The sequence below is a fragment of the Crassaminicella thermophila genome (assembly GCF_008152325.1).
Taxonomy (GTDB): Bacteria; Bacillota; Clostridia; order Peptostreptococcales; family Thermotaleaceae; genus Crassaminicella_A; species Crassaminicella_A thermophila.
In genome coordinates this window covers 397243-419008 of record NZ_CP042243.1, presented here as the reverse complement: position 1 = coordinate 419008, position 21766 = coordinate 397243, and the positions used below count along the sequence as shown (strand labels likewise).

Genomic DNA, 21766 nt, shown 5'->3' with positions numbered 1-21766 from the left:
AAAATAAATTTATAGTGGTGATGGAAATGTTTTATTTAGGTATTGATATTGGAAAAAACAATCATGTAGCTTCGCTAATAAATGAAAAAGGAAAAATTATTTTTAAGGCTTTTTCCTTTTCAAATACTACAAATGGTGGTGAAAGCTTAATTACTAAGTTAAACAATTTCATTAGATCTGTTAATGATGTTGAAATAGGTATGGAAGCTACTGGTCACTATTGGTTATCCATTTACTCATTTCTTGTGGAAAAAGGTTTTGTCATTCATGTTGTAAACCCTATCCAAACTGATGGTTGGCGTAAAGGTATTGAAATCAGAAAGCGTAAAACAGATATCATTGATTCTGTTTTAATTGCAGATCTTATTCGTTATGGTGATTTTTCTGGAAACTTCCTTAGCCGATGAAAAATACCATATCACTTCGCAACCTTTCTCGCTTTAGAAACTATCTCATCAGTTCTATAGGTGACCTTAAACGTAAAAACCATTTGTGTCTTAGACCAAGTTTTTTTCCTGAATATCAATCTATCTTTTTCTGATATTTTTTGGACAAACATCAAAAGGAAATTTTTGCTTCATTTCAGCTCTCCAAGTGATTTCGAAAAATATTTCATCTGAAAAAGTTAGACAAAGTTTTTATCTGAAATCACTATGAAAAAAATTTGCTACTAATAAAAATCAAACAACTTTCTCGTGTAGCTAAAAAAATTCTTTTTGGTATAAGCTTTTTTGTTTAGATAGCTTTTGCTCTTCAATTAAAACTATTAATTGAGCAGATTAACTTTATTGAAAAGTCAGGTCAAAGATATAGAAAAAGCAAATAAACACTTTACTTGATAAAAATCAATTCTCCTATTACTACAATACCTGGTATTGGCAACGTAACAGCTGCAACTATACTTGGCGAAATAGGTGATATCTCAAGATTTTTCAAACCCTTCAAAAGCTTGTTGCTTATGCTGGAATTGATGCTTCTGTTTCACAATCTGGTGAATATCAAAGTACAAATAACAAAATGAGTAAACGTGGATCGCCCTATCTTAGAAAGGCTCTCTTTAGTGCTGCTTTTAGTTACCTCTAACTGTGACCCTGTTTTTAAAGCTTTTTACCAGAAGAAACGTTCAGAAGGAAAACATCACCTAACGGCTATTGGAGCTGTCGCTCGTAAACTTTGCTACACAATTCATGCTATTTTAAAAAATAATTGTCCTTATGAGGTGAGACTACCTAATAACGAGTAATTGATATTATTTCCCATATTTTTACTTATACTTGCCTCACGCAGGTCTTTTTGTCATGCATTTTTATTCACCAATTTAATTAAAATTTTTTCTTTTTTACTATTGACTTTTTATAGTTGGTCTTTCTAGAATCTATTATCCACAAAAATTGGAATCTTTTTTCTTATCTTCACTTTAAATTCTTCTACAAGAGAATATAATATAGGAATAAATATAAGAGTAAGTACAGTAGATGCAATAAGCCCAAAGATCAATGCAAATCCTAATTGTGCATAGTCAAGCTCTTTTAAAGCTAATGGTAATATTCCTCCAATGGTTGTGATGGATGTGGCAAAAACAGGTGCAAGTCTAGTTCTTCCCGCTTCCTTTATAGCGTTCATTAATTCATATTCCTGTTTTCTTAGGTAATTAGTGTAATCTACAAGAACGATAGCATCATTTACAGCAATTCCTACTAATGAAACAATCCCCATAAAAGCATACATTCCAAAATTGTTTCCTGTAATGATTAATCCTATTAAAGCCCCTATGGTAGCTAATGGGACTGAAAATAAGATAACCATTGGTTGAGATAATGAATTAAACTGAACAGCCAATATAATAAATACTAATAAAATAGCAATGCTCATATTAATAAACATATCCGTAAAAGATTCTTGTATGTCTTTTTTCTCTCCCCCATAAGTAACTTCTACATCATTTGGCATAGGATAATTCTTTATTTTTGATTGAAATTCCCTTACCACTTCCGTTGCATTAGATCCTCTAGTTATATTGGCTTCTACTTTCATAATTCTTTTTAGATCATCATGTTCAATAGCAGTAAACCCTTTTGTTTGAACCAAAGATACTACTTGAGAAAATGATATTTTCTCTCCCTTATTCGATGTAAAGTATATTTTTTGTAAATCATTAATGGTTTGAATTTGTTTTTCATTTGTTCGAACAACAATATCGATCTCATCTTGATTTTCCTTGAATGTAGAAATTTTTATTCCTTGAATGGCTTTTCTTATTTCAGATGATATGCCTTTAACATCTAATCCTAAAATACTTGCTCTTTCTTTATTTACAAAAAATTGAAGTTCTAAAGGCCCATCTCCTATAGAATTACTTATTTCAGTTATTCCATCAATTTCTTTTAAAATTTTCTCAAAGTCATTAGCAACCTTTGTTAAGGTTTCTAGGTTCTCTCCCTTTAACTGAATACTAATAGGCTTTCCTGAAGAAGGCCCCTTTCTCTCTTCTTTAATAGTGATCTTAGCTCCCGCAATTTTCTTTAAATCTTTTCTTAAACGATTAACAATCTCATTGCTGCTTCTTTCTCTCTCTTTTTCATCTACTAAATCTATAGAAATTTCGGCTTTATTAATAGCTTTTATACTACTACGTCTTAATCCTTCACTTCCTACTTTACTCACAATCGTATCTATTTCTGGATATTTCAATAAAATTTCTTCAATTTCCCTAACAATTTCTCCTGTATCTGCAAGTAAATATCCTGATGGAAGTTCTACATCTATGGTAAAACTTTTACTGTCTGTTATTGGCATTAACTCTATCTTTAAAAATCCTAAAGGAATGCTTAGTAAACTTACAAAGAATAGACTTAGCCCTAGTATCACAACTCCTATTCTTTTTGTTTTGCTTTTTAATATTTTATCCATCATATTTGTATATTTTTGGACAATTTTTGATGTTTCATGGACCCCATTAGAAACTTTAAATTGTTTTATATACATAGCTCCTGAAAAAAGAGTTGCACAAACCCATGACATCAATCCTATTTTCCCATCTTCTAAAAAAGCAAACAATGAAATGACAAATACAAATACTATAGATATGATTTTTTTATAAAGTTCAACCTTTCCTTTATTCTCCCTTATTTTTTTCTTATGCTTACTTAAAAATCTTGAACATAAAACAGGTGTAACAACAATAGATACCACAAAGGATGTACCTATAGCAAACATAATAGTAATGGGAATGGTCTTTAAAAATTCTCCCATAATCCCTGATGTTAAAGCCATAGGATAAAAGGCTGCCATAGTTGTAAGTGTTGATGCAAATACAGCTGGTGCTACTTGATTTGTAGCCACCTTTGAAGCATTGACTACATCTAATCCTTCGTCTCGAATTCTATCTATGTTCTCCATAATAACAATTGCATTATCCACAAGCATCCCTAGTGCCAAAATAAGTGCAAGCATGGACAGGGTATTAAAGGTCATACCATTATATTTAAAAAGTACAAAGCTTGTAAGCAACGTTAAAGGAATCACAAAAGCTACTATCACAGACTCTCTAAATCCTATAAATAAGAATAAAACAAGAATAACCACAAAAAGTCCTGATAGGGCATTGCCCATAACATCATTTAGTTTATCTTCTACTTCTACCGCTATATCTCCGCTAATAGCAACTTCTATATCTTCTGGATATAAGCTACCCTTACTACTTTTTAATAATTCTTTTATTTGATTACTCAATCCTACAATATCTGCATTATTTTCTCTTGTTATTGATAATGCAATAGTTCGTGTAAAAGTTTTATCTTTTGATATTCCTTTTTCATATCTTTCTGAATAAGATGTTATTTTTTCATAGGAATCCTCTACTTTTGCAATATCTTTTAAGTAAATAGGCATCCCATTTTGCAATGAAATGATTGTATTTTCTATTTCTTGGATATTTGTAAATTCTCCTATAATACGAACATTAAATTGAACACCATCTAATTCAATATCCCCACCAGGAACAGTGATATTTGAATTGGCTATGGCATTTCTTATTTGATCAATAGTGATATTATATGTAGCTAGTTTTGTAGAGTCTATATATATATGAATTTCTCTATCACCCCCACCAGTTCTAGTCACTTCACTAATTCCCTCTATCTTTTCAATCTCATCTTGAATATTTTCTGCTATATCCTTTAATATGGTTAAATCATAATCTCCACTAATGTTTAGGGTCATGATTGATTTATCACTTGTACGAAAACCTTTAACAATTGGCATATCACTATCTTTAGGCAAATCATTTTCAATTTCTGATATTTCATTTCGAATGTCATTCACTTTATCATTTATATCTGTTCCAATTTCAAATTCAACAGTAATACTTGAAATTCCATTGCTTGATGTAGAGATGATAGATTTTACATCATCTACATTTTTTAACTTGGCTTCTATTTTATCTGTAATCAAGCTTTCAATTTCCTGAGGTGCTGCTCCTGTATAGGTTGTAGTAATAGTTGCAAAGGGCAATGTAATTTCTGGCATTTCTTCTCTTGGCAAAGTTATATAAGCTTGAAAACCTAATAAAAATATAGCTATAATGATTAAGTAAACAACTCTAAAATTTCCAATGAAAAATTCTGATATCCTTCCTAATATATTTTTAGGATCTTTGTTCAATCTTGATCACCATCCTTTATTTTCTTATACCTCTATCTTAAATTGTAAAAATTAGCAAATCAGAAACAAATTCTTAAATTTTTATTAATAAAAAAGAAAAAAATAATTAAATATGTATACAAAAACACCTTCCAACTTTAATTTGTCAGAAGGTGCTTTTATATTATTTGTATTTATTAAATCTAGCTTTTGTTTCTAGTCTATTTTTTACGCTAGCATCACCTATTACATTTCTCTTCTTAGCATCTTTTTTCATATATGTTTTTCCATGAATTAGATCTAAAATATGAAGTGAATCAAGTCCACCTGTTTCCATAGATCCTCTACATGATCCACAATATGAAACTATATGTTCTTGTGTAGCATCTTTTACTCTTCTATTCAATACTTTTTCCTGCAATCCAGGGTTTACACAACCAGCCATTCCCCCTACTCCACAGCATCTTGTATTTTCTCTTATATTATTCATTTCCTCTACTTTATATCCTAATTCTTTTAAAATCCATCTTATACTTTCATGATGAGATGTTACATGTCTAGTTGGACATGAATCATGGATATTAAATACTACATCAGAATTTTTTCCTATTCCTTTTTGTCCATTTGGCAGCCCAATCTTTCGTATTAAATCCCAATATGCAATTACATCTTGTTTTGCATATTTTTGGTAAGTTAAATAGCATGACGGACAAAGAGTTACAATTACATCTGCACCTGTTTCATCAATTGAATTTTGAACCATTTCAAATCTTTTTTTGAATTTCTCTTCTTCGCCTATCATATTTGTAGGTATTGCACAACATTGTAAAACTGCGCCTACTTCTCCATCTAATGCATCTTTTAAATGCACTAAAGTTTTCTCAACTAATTCAGGACTATATACAGGCACTGTACATCCTGGTATAAGCACATATTTTGTTTTCTTTCCATTTTGTGCTTTTACGTAAGTTGAATGCTTTTCACTACAATCTAATGCAATTGCTGCATCTAATGATTTATGTCCTTTAAGAGGTGAGTTTCCACCATTTTTCTTAACATATTCTTTTCTAATTTCATCAAAGATTGGCTTAATTTCAAAATCATTTGGACATTTTATTGTACATTGGCTACATTGGTTACAAGAATATGCAATTAATGGATCCATATTTTCATATCCTTTTTCAAGATATTCTTTTAATAATGTTTTAGGACAATCAGTAAATTCTCTTAACATTAAGCACTCTTCCATACAAAGCTTACACTCACACTGAAGACACCTTGATGCTTCTTTTTCTGCTTCTTCTTTTGTAAACCCTAATAAAACTTCATCGAATGATTTTATTCTCTTAGTTATATCAATTTCTCTCATTTCTTTTCTTTCAACTTTTTCTATTGTATCCCAATCAATTGGTACATTCAATTTTGTTTCATATGAAAATTCTTCTTCCATGCTTCTGCCAATCCTTAAATCTTGTCCATTTAAAAATCTAACTACCGATTTTGCCGCACGTCTTCCTGTAGCCATAGCTTGCACAACGATAGCTGAATTTCCACTAGCATCTCCTGCTATAAATATTTTTTTGTCTGAAGCTGATTGAAGGGTTAATAAATCACATTCAAAGGTTCCATTTCTTCTTTTCTCTAAAGAATCTTTTTCGTCAAATGATGCATCTACACTTTGCCCTATTGCAAATACGATTGTATCAACCTCAATTAATTTTGTTTCACTTTCATCAAATTTTGGAGCAAAATTTCCATTCTCATCAAATATAGATAAACATTTTTTAAGTTCAATTCCTGTTACTCGTTTATTCTCATCTACTAAAATTTTTTTAATTGCAAATGCATGATTAAATTTAACGCCTTCTTTTATAGCACCCTCTATTTCATGCATAGATGCCATCATTTCATCAAAATTTTTCTCTAAACACACAGAATAAACTTCTTCTACTTCAGAAATTCTTAATGAAGATCTTGCACAGTCCATTGCAACATCTCCACCACCAATTATAGCAACTTTTTTACCTATATTCTTAACATTTCTTGTCAGAGAAATTTCTTTTAAATATTCTGCTGCACTAAATATTCCTTTTGCATCATGGTTTCTTAAAGATTCATCTACTCTTCCTGCATGTTTTCCAACAGCTACTATAACCGCATCAAATTCTTCTTTTATATCCTCAAGGCTTATATCTTTTCCAACTTCAACACCCATTTTAAAATCTATTCCTATTTTCTCCAAATAGGAGTACTCTAAATCAATAATATTTCTTGGAAGTCTATATTCAGGAATTCCTACTCTCATCATTCCTCCATAAACTTCTAATTTATCAAATACCGTTACCAAGAATCCTTCTTTTCTTAAATCTAGCGCTGCCTGTGCCCCAGCTGGCCCTGCACCTATTATTGCTACTTTTTTACCATTTTCAGGCTTAATATTTAAATCCCAATCCTTAGGATTATCAAAATTATCTGCTGCATATCTTTTTAATCCTGCAATAGACATTGGATTATTTCCTTCGTTCCACTTACAATTATATTCACAAGGATGGGCACAGACTCTTCCTAAAATTTTCGGAATAAATAACTTTTCTCTTATTACCTTAATTGCTTCTTTTCCATTACCTTCTCCAATAAGTCTTACATATTCTTTTACGTTTGTATGCATTGGACAACTTGCCACACATGCAGGGTTTGAATCCCCCATACAGTTATCAACAATGTGTTTCATATTATCTATAATTTCTTTCCTTAGCATAATTATTCCTCCCACTATGCTTATGCCTTTTTACGATTTGATCCAAATACTTCTTTTGGATCTACAGCAAATATCATCACGCCTAATACAATTACAAAGCACCAGAATGCTAGGTATGGTGTAATCTTTGTCCCCATTAATCCACTAAAAATTACAGCCCAAAATGCTGCTGTTGAGTTTAAAGCTGTTCCCATAGCTGCTCCTATTAAATCAACTGCCTTATACCATGATAGATACGTAACTGCTCCTAATGTAGCAATTCCAGCTAAGTATAGTATAGTGCCTGTACGAATAACTTCTCCAGCTAGTCCATATCCTTTGACTATTGGTAATACTACTAAACCATAGGCTAAAAATGATACTAAATATCTTATTGTTAAGAAATGTATAGGCTTAGCCTCAACATCATCTTCTTTATCTGTTTGAATCTTTTTCATAGCATATCCAATAATTACACCTTCTGATGCCCATCCTAAAACTGCTAATAATGCAAAGGCTATACCTTTATAAAAATGAGGATAAACATCAAGATCAACCTTTGAATACCCTAATGCTGCTGAACCTAATATACTAATAGCAATACCTATCACTGCTCTTAATGATAATTTTTCTTTTAAAATAAAATATGACATAACCGCTCCAACACCTGGGTAAATTACAGAAATACTTGATGCATAGGGTGCTGATGCGTACTTGACGCCCATTAAATAACCACTCATACCAACTGGTGCACCCACTAGAGCAGCTATCATAGTAACTTTACCTTTTTTAGTTTTCATCAATTGAAATGCTTTTGTTAAATCTTTTTTAAACAATAATAATAGCCCTAACCAAATAAAACAAAATCCATCATGAAAAAAAGCTTGTACTAATGGAGTTGCCTTTGAATTTAGAAATATTTCAAATCCTCCGATTTTCCCCATCAATACAGTATCTAATCCCCAGGCTAAACCAACTAAAATACCAAACATGAGTCCTTTCTTAAAACTTTTCTTGCTAATTTCCATAACATCATTCCTTTCTTATTATTTTTTGTAAAACCTCTGTATTCTTGTAACATAGCAATATTCATTTGTTAATTTTTAAACACAGATGATTTTGTATTATTACACAAGCAAATATCATGCCAAACTTAAAAATCATATAAACACCTCATCTTTGTTAAAATTAAAACAATAACCCAAAATAAAGTGTCCTTAAATTTAACACTTTTATAAAATAAAATGTTAAATTCAAGGACACTTGTCCTATTTTTGAGCATTTTCTTGTCAGGTTTTGTCGTTCTTAGATTGAGCAAATGACAAAACTACTATATAATTTATTTATATTGTATTTTTTATATATCATTTTAGAATTTGAATATATTGTTGCGTTTTTAGGAGGATTTTAAATGGTTTCTTGTAATAAAGTATGTATGTATATGGAATCAATTGTAAATTCTATGCCATTTGGTGTGTTATCTGTAACTATGAATGGCAAAATAAGTTTAATAAATCATAAAGCTAAAGAAATGTTAGGCTTAGAAAATACTTCTTTAGACACTATAGACTTAAATAGTATAATTCCGAATTGGCAAAAAATCATAGAAAAAGCAAAAAAGAATAAAGACTCTTTTGAAAAAACTCTTTTAATCGATACAAAAAAATACAGACTCAATCTAGAAATAAACAGTATTGAAAAAGACAATAAGCTCATAGGACTCATAATTCTAATACGAGATATAAAGAAAATCATAAATATGGTAAATAAATATTCTTTTTCTGAAGCTGTATATACATTTGATCATATAATAGGTGAAAGTATCCAAATGAAAAATGTTATCCAGCAAAGTAAACTAATAGCAAATAGTCCTTCTACTGTTTTAATAACAGGTGAAAGTGGAAGTGGAAAAGAATTATTAGCTCAAGCAATTCACAATGAAAGCGATAGAAAAAATGGACCTTTTATAGCAGTAAATTGCGGCGCTATTCCTAAAAATTTAATTGAAAGCGAATTATTTGGCTACGAAGATGGTTCATTTACAGGGGCAAAAAAAGGAGGGCGTGCTGGTAAATTTGAACTTGCAGATGGGGGAACCATTTTTTTAGATGAAATAGGAGAAATGCCACTCTCAATGCAAATAACTCTTTTAAGAGTATTACAAGAAGGTTATATAACTAGAATTGGTGGCAAAAAACATATACCTATTAATGTAAGAATTATAGCAGCTACAAATAAAGATTTGAAAAAAGAAATAAAAAAAGGTATGTTCAGGGAAGATTTATTTTATAGATTAAATGTAATACCTATAAAGGTTCCACCTTTAAAAGATAGACTTGGAGATGTTCCTATATTAATAGATTATTTTTTAAATATTAAAAGTAATAAATTAAAAAAAGAAATTCCTAATATATCTGAAAAGCTGTATAAAAAAATGATTTCTTATTGTTGGCCAGGAAATGTGAGAGAATTGGAAAATTGCGTAGAAAATATTGTGAACTTAAATGGTAAAACAACTTATGAAATCAACTTTGATGAATGTAATTGTATGACTAGAGATAATTTAGGTAATTTAATAAATAAGGATACAAATACAATAAATAACAATCAAAATGAAGAAATTATTACATTAAAAGAATTGGAAAAATATGAAATTGAAAAAAGTATTATTTTATGCAAAGGAAATATAAGTAAAGCCGCTTTTAAACTAGGTATTAGCAGAAATACTTTATATAATAAAATGAAAAAATATAATATAGATGTTCAAACTTTGCTAAGCACGCTCTTATTTAATGAAAAAGATTAAGTAAAATATTATCTATTTTACTTAATCTTTTTTTAATGTCTTTTATTCCAAAAATTTATAGGCTTATCTTTTGGATTAATAGGTACAATCCTATAACCATTTTCTTTTAAAAATCTTAATATTTGAGGAAGAGCTTTAACAGTACAGCTTTTCTCATGCAATAAAATAACAGGAACTTTTTGTTTTATCACTTGTCTTTTTATATTTTCAAATATGATTTTAGGAGAAATATATTTTCGTAAACTATCCCCACTATCTACATTCCAATCCCACATTTTATATCCTGCTGTATAAACAGCCTTTCTATAGCTTCGTTTCATGTAAGGAACACTACCATAAGGTACTCGGATTAATTTGCTGTTTATTCCTACTGCCTTTTGCAAAGACTTATTGCACATATTCATTTCAGAAACTACCGTATTAGGTGATCTATAAATTTTTCTTGCATTATGGGTAACACCATGAAGTCCTACAGTATGTCCTTTCGCAATAGCTTTTTTTACAATAGTTGGATAAGTTTTTATCCTATTTGATAACATAAAAAATGTCGCTTTAGCATCATATTGATCTAAAATATTGAGTATCTTTTGTGTATATATAGTTGGACCATCATCAAAGGTAACGTATGCTATTTTTGAATTTTTTCTTATTCTTTTTTCTTTTTTGCTTTTAATTTCCCATAGTATTCTTTCTTTTTCTTTAAGAAGCTTGTTTTGCAACATAAAAAATAAATCTTTATCCTCTACGGAAGGTTTATTTTTTGCCCTTGCAATAGGTCCTAGATCAATATAAGTAACTTCATACCCAAAGTAATTCGCTATAAATTTATAAGGAGCCATAGTTCGATTATTTTCTACAAATATACAATCTACAAGAATATGCCCTTCATCTGTGTATAACGAATTCATAGAAAGATCTAATATGATTTTTTTATCATCTTTTGTAAGAAAAACAATATTATTTTTTTCATCCCATTTCATATGAATATCTAGATATTTTGCCAAAGGACCAATAGGAACATAAGTCGTACTGTCTTTTATTTTTGGATAGGTATCTTTAAAAGAAACCAACTCATCATTTACAACAATATAAATAAAATTATTTAATTTTTCATTGATTGCAAAACTTTGTAAAGGAAATATAATCAATATTATTATGATACAGATTATAAACTTTTTCATAAGCATTTACCTTTCATTCTTATAGGAAAGCCTTCTATTATATATTTTTTGTAATTTTTATAAAGCTACCCTCTGTAAATTCTTCTATATAAATATATTTATGTATAAAGTAAACCTACTTACCATATTGGCAAATAGGTTTATTTTTAATTATTATTTACCAATCATACTTTTTTCTGCTATTTCAATCATGCGTTTTACCATATATCCTCCAACATATCCATTTTGTCTAGAAGTTAATTCCCCTTTATCGATTTTATCATAATCATGCAAACCTAATTCACTTGCAATTTCTAGCTTAAACTGATTAAGAGCTGCTCTTGCTTCAGGAACTACAACTTTTTTTCTAGCCATAATTTCAACTCCTTTTTAAATGATTAAGCTTTCATAATTAGTATATGTCTTTTTTTTACACGAATCCATTGTAGTTTTATGAATATAAGGCAAAATAATAAAGTATTTTACATATTTTTGTTAAAATTTGTGCTGCATGAGAAAATAAAAGCTACAAAAAATATACACAAGAGGTGAATCAATATGTCAAAAAATCCAATAGATCCAAATGCAGTAAAAGCATTAAATCAAATGAAATATGAAATTGCAAATGAATTAGGAATCACCCATGGTTTTGGTGAAAACAAAGGTACTTTATCAGCTGGACAAAATGTATTTTTCGGGGGGTATGTAGGGGGGCATATGACAAAAAAACTTGTTGAAATTGCTGAAAAACAGTTAATCAATAAAAAATAACTGAGGACTCCCCTATATGAAAATAACAATATTAGGAAATTGCGGGCCTTATCCAAGAGCTTATGGCGCATGTTCTGGCTATTTATTTGAGTGTGGTGATATAAAAATTTTAATAGATTGTGGAAATGGCACAATGAGCAGGCTCCAACAGAAAGTTACAAATTTAGGAGAGTTAGATATGATTATTTTAAGCCATTTTCATAGCGATCATATATCTGACGTAATGGTTTTAAGGTATGCCATAGGCTATAAAAGAATGAATAATGAAATTGAAAATCCTATTCCATTATATGCACCTTCTACCCCAAAAGAAGATTTTCATAAGCTTCAGTTTAAAAATGCATTTGCATTGAAAAGTATTGAAGAAAATTTAAAAGTAAATTATAAAAACTTAACAATTTCATTTAAAAAAATGAATCACTCTATAGATTGTTATGGAGTCATGATAAAAAATAATAATGAGAAATTTGTTTATTCAGCAGATACAAAATACTGCAATCAAATATTAGAATTATCTCAAGATGCAGATTTATTGTTATGCGAAAGTACAGTTCTTGAAAAAGATAAAACACCAACGACATCCCATTTATCCGCAAAAGATGCAGGTCAAATTGCAAAGAAAAGTAATGTAGGAAAGTTATTGCTTACTCATTTTTGGCCAGAATATAATTTAGAAGAAATACACTCTGAAGCCAGTGAAGTATTTGATGGAAATGTTCAATTGTCTGAAGAAATGAAAACCTACTTCATATAATTAAAGGAGATTTCTTAATAAGAAATCTCCTCTCTTTTTTTATTATTATGAATACGTTTTATAAAAGAAATTAATAAATATGAAAAAACAGAGAATATAATAATTGCTGCTCCTGAAGAAATGCGGAGTACATAGGATAGATATAATCCAATCAAACAAAATACAATTCCTATACATATAGAAAGTATCATAATTTTTTTTAAATCATACGTAAACTGCTTTGCAATAGATGTTGGAGCCGTAAGAAGCGCAATAATAAGTATAATACCAACAACTCTTATTAAAATTACAATTGTTAAAGCAATCAATATAAAAAGGGTATACTCAAAAAAACGCACAGGTCCCCCTACAACCTGTATAAATTCTTCATCAAATAAATAGACTCTAAATTGATTAAAATATGCACAAATCATAAATAAAATAATAGAATCTAAAAAAATCATCATCTTTAAATCTATTTTCGATACAGTTAAAATATCTCCAAACAGATAAGATGATAAATCAGGAGGATATCCAGGAGTAAAAGCAATAAAAATAATCCCTACTGCCATTCCAAAAGACCAAAACATTCCTACTAAAATATCATGGTTTGTATTTATTTTTTTATTTATTTTTGCAATACCCAAAGCAGCAAATACAGAAAAAATCAATGCCCCTATAATAGGTTCAATACCAAGAAAATATCCCATACCGATCCCCCCAAATGCAGTATGGGCGATACCTCCGCTCATCATAACTAATTTTTTTTCTATAATAATGGTTCCCATAATACCACAAGCAATGCTTGCTAAAACTGCACTCACAATTGCATGTTGTAAAAATTTATATTCTAGTATGGATTCAAACATTTTTCTCCTCCCCATGCAAAGCTATATGTGGCATTCCATGCTCAACCATATCAATAGGCCAGCCATAAACCTTTCTTAAAATATGTTTTGTTAATTTCGGTTCCCCATGATAGAAAAGTTCTGTATTTAAGCATGCAATACTTTTTACATAAGAAGATATAATACTCATATCATGGGTAACCATAATAATGGTCATATTTTTATTTAAATACTTTAAAAGATTATATATTTTAGATTTTGCATTAGAATCAAGATTTGCTGTAGGTTCATCTAAAAGAAGGATTTTTGGTCTTATAGCTAAAGCTCTAGCAATTAACACTCTTTGCAACTGCCCTCCTGATAATTGTCCAATCTGTCTATCCCTCAACTGAAAAATATCAAGTTTTTTCATAATTGCTTCAGCTCTTTTTTCTTCTGAAGCTTTCACCCTTGTAAACATTTTATAATAATTCTTCATAAGCCCCATAAGTACCACATCTTTTACATTTATCGGGAAATTCTTGTTGAATTTTGTAAATTGCGGTACATACCCAATAACACCTTTTTCTTTGTTAATAGGTTGGTCAAACACTCTTATTTTCCCCGAGCTTGGCTTTAATAACCCTAGGATGGTTTTTAAAAGGGTACTTTTTCCACCTCCATTTGGTCCAATAATCCCTAAAAAATCATTTTCCTTTACTTTTAAATAAATATTTGAAAGAGCTTGTACATTTTCATAAAAAACATTGACCCTTTCTAATTCTAGTGCATTTCTCATTATAACACCTCTATTTTAATACATCTGCAAATATTTTTGCCATATTCTCAAGATTTTCAATATAATTAGGAGATAATGGTGCAATTTCTTTTGTTTTTCCCTCTATTTCTTGAGCAATTACTCTAGATTGCTTTGAATCTATTTCTGCTTGATAAAATACTGTCTTTATATTTTCCTTCTTTGCAAAATCAATGATTTCTTTTATATCTTCTATTGTAGCTTCTTTTCCTTCTTTTTCAATAGGAATCATTTTTAAGCCATAATCATCTGCGAAATATCCAAATGCTGGATGATACACAATAAATGCTTTTTTTGGCAATTTCTCTATAGACAATTTTATTTCTTTATCTAATCTATTAAGCTTTTCTATATAAGCTTTAGAATTTTTTTCATAAACTTCTTTATTTAAAGGATCTATTTCTGAAAGCTCATTTTTTATTATCTCAACCATTAACTTTGCTCGCTTTGGAGACAACCATATATGAGGATCTCTCTTTCCAGGAGCAAATTCACGGTCTTTATATACTTTTGACACTTCTTCTTCTAAAGAAACCATTTGAATATTTTCGTTAATATCAGATATTTTAGGGAGAATATTTGCTTTTTCAGCAGGTACGCCTATTGTAAAATAAATAGATGATTCACTAAGTATTTGAAGTTCTCTTGGAGATGGTGCATAATTTTCAGGACTATTTCCAGGTGGAATCATTGTAACAACTTCAACAAGATCTCCTCCTACAGCCTCTACAAAAGTTTTTTGTGGAACAATTGAAACTGCTACCTTTATTTTTTTATCTATTTTTGTAACATCCTTACTACAGCCTATAAAACTAAAAAATATGAAAGAAACTAATAATAAAAAAATAGATTTATTATATATTTTTTTCATTTAAATACTCCTTTCTAACCATAAATTATATTAACATTATATGTAAAATTTCTATAAAAACGCAAGCTGTATTCATATGCTTTTATTTCATATTTTCTATTGTTGTCTTAAAATTTATTCTTTATCCTCTTTTTTTAAAAAAACAAGCCTACTTGTTATTTACAAGTAAGCCTTCTTTTGATAGATTACTAAGATAAACGGAATTTTGAAAATGATAATTTCTTTATGAACATAAAGCTTGTTGATCCTATATACCCTGCACTGATTCCAGCTATTATGGCAAAGACAATAGCTAAAAATACATTTTGTGGATTATTAAATCCAAATGGCGCAATCAATCCTGGTATTGGTGAAGATGTTCCAGGAGCATTATTGATTATTTTAAAATAAGCTGCTACAATTCCTGCTAATCCTCCTCCAAGAAAATTTGATCCAAATATAGGAATTGGGTTGGTAGTTATAATATTTGCTTGAGTTAATGGCTCAAGCATAACCCCTATAATATTACTTGATTCTCCCAACTTTAGTCTTTTAAATACCAATCCATCTGTAAAAGCACCTCCAAAACAAGCAATGGATGCAATCCCCATTGCAAGTCCCTTTAATCCAAGCATTGCTGTTAATGCCATAGCACTAAGTGGAGAGGTACAAATAACTTTTATAATTCCACCTAATAAAAATCCCATAAGATAAGGTGATTGTTCTGCAGCAATTGCAATCGTATTCCCAATATTCATTAATGTTGCATTTACAATTGGATCTACAATTAGTGAAGTAAATCTTGCTATAGGCGAAAGAAGTAGCACTCCAAATATTATATCTACTCCCTTTGGTAATTTTTTCTCAAAAATAGGTCCAATAAGTCCTACTACATATCCTGAAATAAACCCTGGAAGTATACCATATCCAGCTACAGCAGCCCCTGCTGCTACTGAATATATTGGGTTAATTCCCATATTCAAAGCAACTAAAATTGTAGCAGCTATACCTGATACACTACCAGAAGCACTTCCTACATCCCCTAAGAAGGTTATATTGAAAAAATCTCCATTGATATATTTATGAATTGCTTCTACCAAAAATGTAGCTACAGCAGCATCTGCTAATCCTGACATTGCTTTTTGTCCTTTTGGTGCTTTAAAACTAAATGCTGAAAATAAAATCAAAGTTAAAATTAACAAACCAATTCCTTGTACAATTTCCATTTTATTACCCCCTTTTTTAAAATTATGTATAATAAAAAAGACAGGGAGTAATAAGCATAAAAAACTAATGCTAATTACTCCCTGTCCTTTAATCTGAAAGTTTCCTTACAAAGTAAGTTGCTTCTTCGATGCCCTATCGAAGGGTCTCTCCAGGGTTGTGTCTAATCATTGTACAAAACCTGAAAGTTTCAAAACAAACTCATAGCTTTATTTGTTTCTTGCTCCTACGGTTATCCCAACGGATATCTCCAATGATTTTCATCCACACCATATTCTTTTTTTATAGCTTTATTTTAACTACTTAAGATAAAAAAGTCAACATAGATTATGATGTTTTTTAAATATTAATAATTTTGTTAAAATATTGACACTTAACAATGGAGTATGTTATAATTTTGTCAAAGATATTATTTCCTGAATTTTTTAACTAGTTCTTTTTTCTACAACAATATAAAGCTTCAGTTTAAAATTAAGGGGGTATTGCAATGCGTGAATATTGGCTAAATGAAATCAGAAGCCAACTAAACTTGCTCAATAGAGATGTATTTGATGATGAAAAGCTTATCAATCGTATTTTAGCTATATTCTCAAATAATTTCGAAAAATTTATTCCTAACTCCTATCATGAAGGATTTATTGACATAGAATGTAGTAAAATAGATGATATTGATTATGAGGATATTTTAGAATACAATATAGGTAAATGTATATAATCAATTAAATTCCTTAGCATATACTAAGCTAAGGAATTTAATTGTAAATAAAAAGAAGGTGACAAAAATGATAACAATTACAACACTTATAGAAAACAATTTAGGAAAGGATAAAACCTTATATAATGAACACGGTCTTTCTTTTTTTATTGAAGGAGAAAACTTTAATATTCTGTATGATACTGGTCAAAGCAATAAGTTTATTGATAATGCAAAAAAACTTAACATAGATTTGTCAAAAACGACTCATGTAGTCTTAAGCCATGGTCATTACGATCATACAGGAGGATTTAAAGATTTTGTAGTTAATACTAATGCTTCCTTTGACCTATATATTAGTAAATATTTTTTCCGCAAAAAATATTCTATAGAAGAAGATACTTGCAAATATCTAGGACCAAATTTTGATGAAGCTTTTTTAAAAGAAAAGAATATTAAACTTAATTATATAACTAATGATATAGAAATTGCCCCAAACGTTGTTTTATCAACAAACTTTAAAAGAAAAACCCCATTCGAAACCATCAGTCCTAGATTTTATGTAAAAGAAGGTAAATCTTATGTTAAGGATGATTTTAAAGATGAAATTGTACTTTCAATTCAAACCAAAAAAGGACTTATTGTTTTATTAGGATGTTCCCATCCAGGTGTAGTAAACATTTTAGATTCACTTATTCAACGAACAAAAAAGCCTATATATGCTATTATAGGTGGAACCCATTTAGTTGAAGGAAATAAAAATCAATTAAAGTCTACATTAGATTATTTTAAAAAAATAAGCATTAAACATATTGGTGTTTCCCATTGTACAGGAGAAGCTGCAATAAAAGAACTTAAACAATTTGATTGCTTTTTTGAAAACTGTACCGGAACACAAATTCAAATAAATTCTCATAATTTTAGTTTATCAATTTCTTAGAAAGAAAGCCATCTTAATGATGGCTTTCAGACTGTAGATAAAATAAAATTTATGATTGAAAAATAAAAGTGAATAATTGCAAAGTTTTAGCAAAGAAAACTTGATGAAGAATTTCAGAAAAATCCGTAAGCTTAGCATGGATGCTAAGCTAGCATCCTACAAGATAGGATGTCTTTATAGGTGCGTTAGGATTTTTCGAAATTATGAAGCTTAGTTTTCTCTAAAAATTTGTTTATGAGCGTTATTTTTCAATTCATTTATAAATATAAATTTGCCAACAAGCTCAGCCATCTTAATGATGGCTTTTTTATACTAACATGCTATCAAATGCTTTCATCATAATTTTCTTTGTAGGTGCTGAATCAATATTTGCTAATACACAAACAGAAATATACTTTTTAGGTATAAGTCCCAAACTTGTTCTAAAACCAATATCTCTTCCCTCATGTCCTACCATTTTATATTTGCTATAGTTACGAATAAACCAACTAATTCCTATATCCTCTTCATTTGGCTTTATATTAGCTACTTTCTTCCACAATACATCATAGCTATCCTCTTTTAATATTCTTACTCCATCTAATTCTCCTCTATTTAAATTTGCTATTGACCATTTACATATATCTAAAATATTTGATGTTAAGGTTGAACTAGGTGCATGCACTCTATTATATGGATATACCTTACTTACTACTACTTTTTTCTCTTCATTTTTGATATGTGGACTTGCTAATAATTTAGGTTCTCTTTCTATTGTAAGCAATGTACTATTTTTCATTTCTAATGGTATAAGAATATTGTTTATAACATACGTTTCAAAGCTTTCCCCTGAAACCTTTGAAACTAAATCTCCTAATACTTCATAAGCAATATTACTATAATAAAATTTTGTCCCTGGTTCATAAAGCAATGAAATATCTTCTATACTACGAACGTATCTTTCTAATGCATCTTCATCATATTCAGGTTTTTCCCAACAATAGTCAGTACAATCTGGAATTCCTGATGTGTGACTTAACATCTGAAGAATAGTTATTTCTTTATATCTATTATCCTTTAATCGAAAGTATGGAAGATACTCTACTACAGGTTTATTTAAATCAACTTTTCCTTTTTCTACAAGTTGCATAACTGCTGCTGCTACAAAAGTTTTTGTAATAGATGCCATATGAAAAATAGTCTCTTCTGTAACAGGATCATTTGATTTTATATTCATAACCCCAAAGCCTTTAGCATATACTATTTCATTTTGCTTTGTTATCCCAATAGCAAGTCCTGGTATATCATAATAAAACATCATTTTTTCAATAAATGCTTCAAATTCTTTATTCATTCCTATCTCCTTTTTAGATAATTTAATTTTTTAATAATATTCTATCATATAAACCTATTTTTTCTAATTGTTTTTATTTCAATAGCAATCCAAGTAATAACAGGAATAATCACTTGAAATAAAAATGCATAATAAGGCCAAATTTCACCAGTCCATTTCGCAAATGACATTAAATTATCATTAATTAGATAAGATAAATTCAACATACATAAACTAATAGGTACTACAATAAATCGATAATCTTTCAGATTAAATAGTTTTATAATTCCATTACTTGCAGCTAACAAGCATATACATAATTTCACAAAGCTAGGTATAAACAATGCAACAAATGCAATTATCTCAACCCTTTGTATAAAATTCCCAATATCAATTTTACTGACAGAATCACGCCCTGGGAAATAAGTAGCCCCATAAATATGCTCCCCTAAAACTGAAATCTGAGTAAATTGCGCAATAACTAATACAATTCCTCCAATTAACAATCCTTTTATATAAGCTTTACAATAATTCTTTTTAGATTTTAATGAAAATATGCTCAATAAAAATACAATTGTTTCAGCAAACGGAAATGAAAAAGTAGAAAAGCTTCCTCTTAAAACAGGCTTTATTCCTTTATATAAAACAGGTTGAATATTGTCTAAATCCATTTCTGGAATTAACATAAATACAGCCATAAAGAAAAATACGATGGAAATAATAAAAAAAAAGCTTCCCCATCTTCCCAAAGCCTCTATCCCTTCCTTTACAGCCCAAATGCTTAAAAAAGTAATCATACCCATGAATACAATTAGAGGAGTCTCAGGCATTGAAACAGTAATTGGAAATTCACCAAAATCTCTTATAACCAGTGACCCCAAATGAAAACTAAACCAAATATATAATAAACAGATTATCTTCCCAAAAATTTTTCCAAAAACATAAATAAACGCATCAAATAAATCATTTCCTGATGAAAGTAAAAATACTCTAACATATATACATGCAATAGGTAAAGAAAAAAATAGTGCTAAAATAATCGCTAACCACGAATCGCTTCCTGCCTCTGTAGCTGTTGGAAGTACTAGTGAACTTCCTATTATAAACATCGTCAATAAACTAATTCCCTGATACTCAGAAATAACTTCTTTATTCACGATTCAAACCTCCTGAATCTTTTTCCTTATTTTTGCTACAATCAATATAACAATAGGAAAAACTATTTGAAATGGAAATGCATAATAAGTCCATACCCCTAAAATCCATTCAAAATAATCCATTACACTATCATGAAGGAAATAAGATAAATTTATCATAAGTAAAGAAACAGGTACCACAATAAATCGATAATCATTATATTTAAATATTTTGCTAATTCCTTTGCAAGTAGCTAGTAAATATACTCCTGCTTTAATAAAAGCACCCAATGTGAATGTAGTAGCAATTATTATTTCTATTCTTTGCAAAATAGCTCCTAAGCCTATTCTTGAGGCAGATCCATAAGCAGGATAATATATGCCTGTAGCTGTACTTACTCCTAAAACCAAAATACTTCCTAAAGAATTTATTAGTATTACAATAGCCCCTAGTAATAGCCCTAATAGATATATTTTATAGGGAGATTTTTTTGCCTTGAAATTCGAAAAAATAATCATAAATGGGATTATCTGAGTAAAAGGAAAAGTAAATACCGAAAAAGTTCCCTTAATAAATGGTTTTATCCCACTATTTAAAATAGGTTGAATATTTTTTATATGCATCTTTGGAATTAAAAATAATATTGCAATAAATATGAAACCTACAAGTACACATACAAAAAATTCTGCCCATCTGCCCATTACTTCAATTCCTTCTTTAATAATCCAAGTACAAAGCACAATCATACTTATCATAAGTATGATTTTAGGTGTTTCTAATAAAGCAACAATCCATACAAAATTGGTAAAATTCATACAAACCAATATCCCTGTATGAAAAAGAAACCATGTATATATAATAATTATTCCCTTACCAATAACATTCCCAAAACAGATGTATATAATGTCAAACAAGTCCTTTCCTGGGAATATATATTGAAGATAAGCATATATAAAAACAATAGGGAATGCCCCAATCAATGCAATAATAACGGCTAACCACAAATCTTGTTTTGCATCTAATCCCCTTGCCATTATGGATGCTGTTCCTATTATAAACATAATAATAAGAGAAATCCCTTGCTTATCTGAAATTATTTCTTTATTACTCATTCAAT

Annotated in this window: 17 protein-coding genes, 1 pseudogene and 1 riboswitch; of the genes and pseudogenes, 6 read left to right on the top strand and 12 right to left on the bottom strand. The window is 29.4% G+C overall.

The window, feature by feature from the left end:
• Positions 1 to 26 precede the first annotated feature (26 nt).
• A pseudogene (locus FQB35_RS01990) lies at positions 27 to 1243 on the top strand (IS110 family RNA-guided transposase).
• A 125-nt stretch (positions 1244 to 1368) separates the two neighbouring features.
• Here FQB35_RS01990 and FQB35_RS01985 read toward each other — a convergent pair.
• The 3 genes from FQB35_RS01985 to FQB35_RS01975 form a co-directional block, all read right to left on the bottom strand.
• Positions 1369 to 4662: an efflux RND transporter permease subunit gene (locus FQB35_RS01985; RefSeq protein ID WP_148808309.1), complete on the bottom strand. Its 3294-nt coding sequence runs from the start codon at positions 4660 to 4662 to the stop codon at positions 1369 to 1371.
• Between the two features lie 163 nt (positions 4663 to 4825).
• The gene (locus FQB35_RS01980) at positions 4826 to 7399 is read right to left on the bottom strand and encodes an FAD-dependent oxidoreductase (RefSeq protein WP_148808308.1); all 2574 of its coding nucleotides are present in this window, start codon (positions 7397 to 7399) and stop codon (positions 4826 to 4828) included.
• A gap of 20 nt (positions 7400 to 7419) precedes the next feature.
• The gene (locus tag FQB35_RS01975; RefSeq protein WP_148808307.1) at positions 7420 to 8406 is read right to left on the bottom strand and encodes a DMT family transporter; all 987 of its coding nucleotides are present in this window, start codon (positions 8404 to 8406) and stop codon (positions 7420 to 7422) included.
• 383 nt (positions 8407 to 8789) lie between these two features.
• Here FQB35_RS01975 and FQB35_RS01970 point away from each other — a divergent pair, with 383 nt between their 5' ends.
• Entirely contained in the window at positions 8790 to 10184 is a 1395-nt protein-coding gene (locus FQB35_RS01970) for a sigma-54 interaction domain-containing protein (protein ID WP_148808306.1), read from the top strand.
• Positions 10185 to 10216: 32 nt separating this feature from the next.
• On the opposite strand, the gene FQB35_RS01965 is transcribed toward FQB35_RS01970, so the two are convergent.
• Entirely contained in the window at positions 10217 to 11365 is a 1149-nt protein-coding gene (locus tag FQB35_RS01965) for a polysaccharide deacetylase family protein (RefSeq protein ID WP_207707326.1), read from the bottom strand.
• A gap of 153 nt (positions 11366 to 11518) precedes the next feature.
• The gene (locus tag FQB35_RS01960) at positions 11519 to 11719 is read right to left on the bottom strand and encodes an alpha/beta-type small acid-soluble spore protein (protein ID WP_148808304.1); all 201 of its coding nucleotides are present in this window, start codon (positions 11717 to 11719) and stop codon (positions 11519 to 11521) included.
• 183 nt (positions 11720 to 11902) lie between these two features.
• Here FQB35_RS01960 and FQB35_RS01955 point away from each other — a divergent pair, with 183 nt between their 5' ends.
• Together FQB35_RS01955 and FQB35_RS01950 are read left to right on the top strand one after the other, a co-directional pair.
• On the top strand, positions 11903 to 12115 hold the full coding sequence (locus tag FQB35_RS01955) for an alpha/beta-type small acid-soluble spore protein (RefSeq protein WP_148808303.1): 213 nt from the start codon (positions 11903 to 11905) through the stop codon (positions 12113 to 12115).
• A gap of 16 nt (positions 12116 to 12131) precedes the next feature.
• Entirely contained in the window at positions 12132 to 12869 is a 738-nt protein-coding gene (locus FQB35_RS01950) for an MBL fold metallo-hydrolase (RefSeq protein ID WP_148808302.1), read from the top strand.
• A gap of 14 nt (positions 12870 to 12883) precedes the next feature.
• On the opposite strand, the gene FQB35_RS01945 is transcribed toward FQB35_RS01950, so the two are convergent.
• The 4 genes from FQB35_RS01945 to FQB35_RS01930 form a co-directional block, all read right to left on the bottom strand.
• Positions 12884 to 13717: a metal ABC transporter permease gene (locus FQB35_RS01945; protein ID WP_148808301.1), complete on the bottom strand. Its 834-nt coding sequence runs from the start codon at positions 13715 to 13717 to the stop codon at positions 12884 to 12886.
• Entirely contained in the window at positions 13710 to 14474 is a 765-nt protein-coding gene (locus tag FQB35_RS01940; protein ID WP_148808300.1) for a metal ABC transporter ATP-binding protein, read from the bottom strand. The genes FQB35_RS01945 and FQB35_RS01940 overlap by 8 nt, the downstream gene beginning before the upstream one ends.
• A 10-nt stretch (positions 14475 to 14484) precedes the next feature.
• Entirely contained in the window at positions 14485 to 15363 is an 879-nt protein-coding gene (locus FQB35_RS01935) for a metal ABC transporter solute-binding protein, Zn/Mn family (protein WP_148808299.1), read from the bottom strand.
• Between the two features lie 188 nt (positions 15364 to 15551).
• On the bottom strand, positions 15552 to 16568 hold the full coding sequence (locus tag FQB35_RS01930) for a PTS sugar transporter subunit IIC (RefSeq protein WP_148808298.1): 1017 nt from the start codon (positions 16566 to 16568) through the stop codon (positions 15552 to 15554).
• A gap of 71 nt (positions 16569 to 16639) precedes the next feature.
• Positions 16640 to 16731: riboswitch (glycine riboswitch) on the bottom strand.
• 322 nt (positions 16732 to 17053) lie between these two features.
• On the opposite strand from FQB35_RS01930, the gene FQB35_RS01925 reads away from it, so the two are divergent.
• Positions 17054 to 17281, top strand: coding sequence for a hypothetical protein (locus FQB35_RS01925; protein ID WP_148808297.1), 228 nt, complete (start codon positions 17054 to 17056; stop codon positions 17279 to 17281).
• A gap of 67 nt (positions 17282 to 17348) precedes the next feature.
• A complete protein-coding gene (locus tag FQB35_RS01920) occupies positions 17349 to 18200 on the top strand; it encodes an MBL fold metallo-hydrolase (protein WP_231701836.1) in 852 nt (283 codons plus the stop codon).
• A gap of 307 nt (positions 18201 to 18507) precedes the next feature.
• Here FQB35_RS01920 and FQB35_RS01915 read toward each other — a convergent pair whose 3' ends face one another.
• Genes FQB35_RS01915 through FQB35_RS01905 form a run of 3 tightly spaced genes read right to left on the bottom strand, consistent with a single transcriptional unit; the run spans position 18508 to position 21761 of the window.
• Positions 18508 to 19533 (bottom strand): serine hydrolase domain-containing protein, encoded by a 1026-nt coding sequence (locus tag FQB35_RS01915; protein ID WP_148808296.1) that lies wholly within the window; start codon positions 19531 to 19533, stop codon positions 18508 to 18510.
• A gap of 44 nt (positions 19534 to 19577) precedes the next feature.
• The gene (locus FQB35_RS01910; RefSeq protein WP_148808295.1) at positions 19578 to 20669 is read right to left on the bottom strand and encodes a GerAB/ArcD/ProY family transporter; all 1092 of its coding nucleotides are present in this window, start codon (positions 20667 to 20669) and stop codon (positions 19578 to 19580) included.
• A 3-nt stretch (positions 20670 to 20672) separates the two neighbouring features.
• On the bottom strand, positions 20673 to 21761 hold the full coding sequence (locus tag FQB35_RS01905) for a GerAB/ArcD/ProY family transporter (RefSeq protein ID WP_148808294.1): 1089 nt from the start codon (positions 21759 to 21761) through the stop codon (positions 20673 to 20675).
• Positions 21762 to 21766 lie beyond the last annotated feature (5 nt).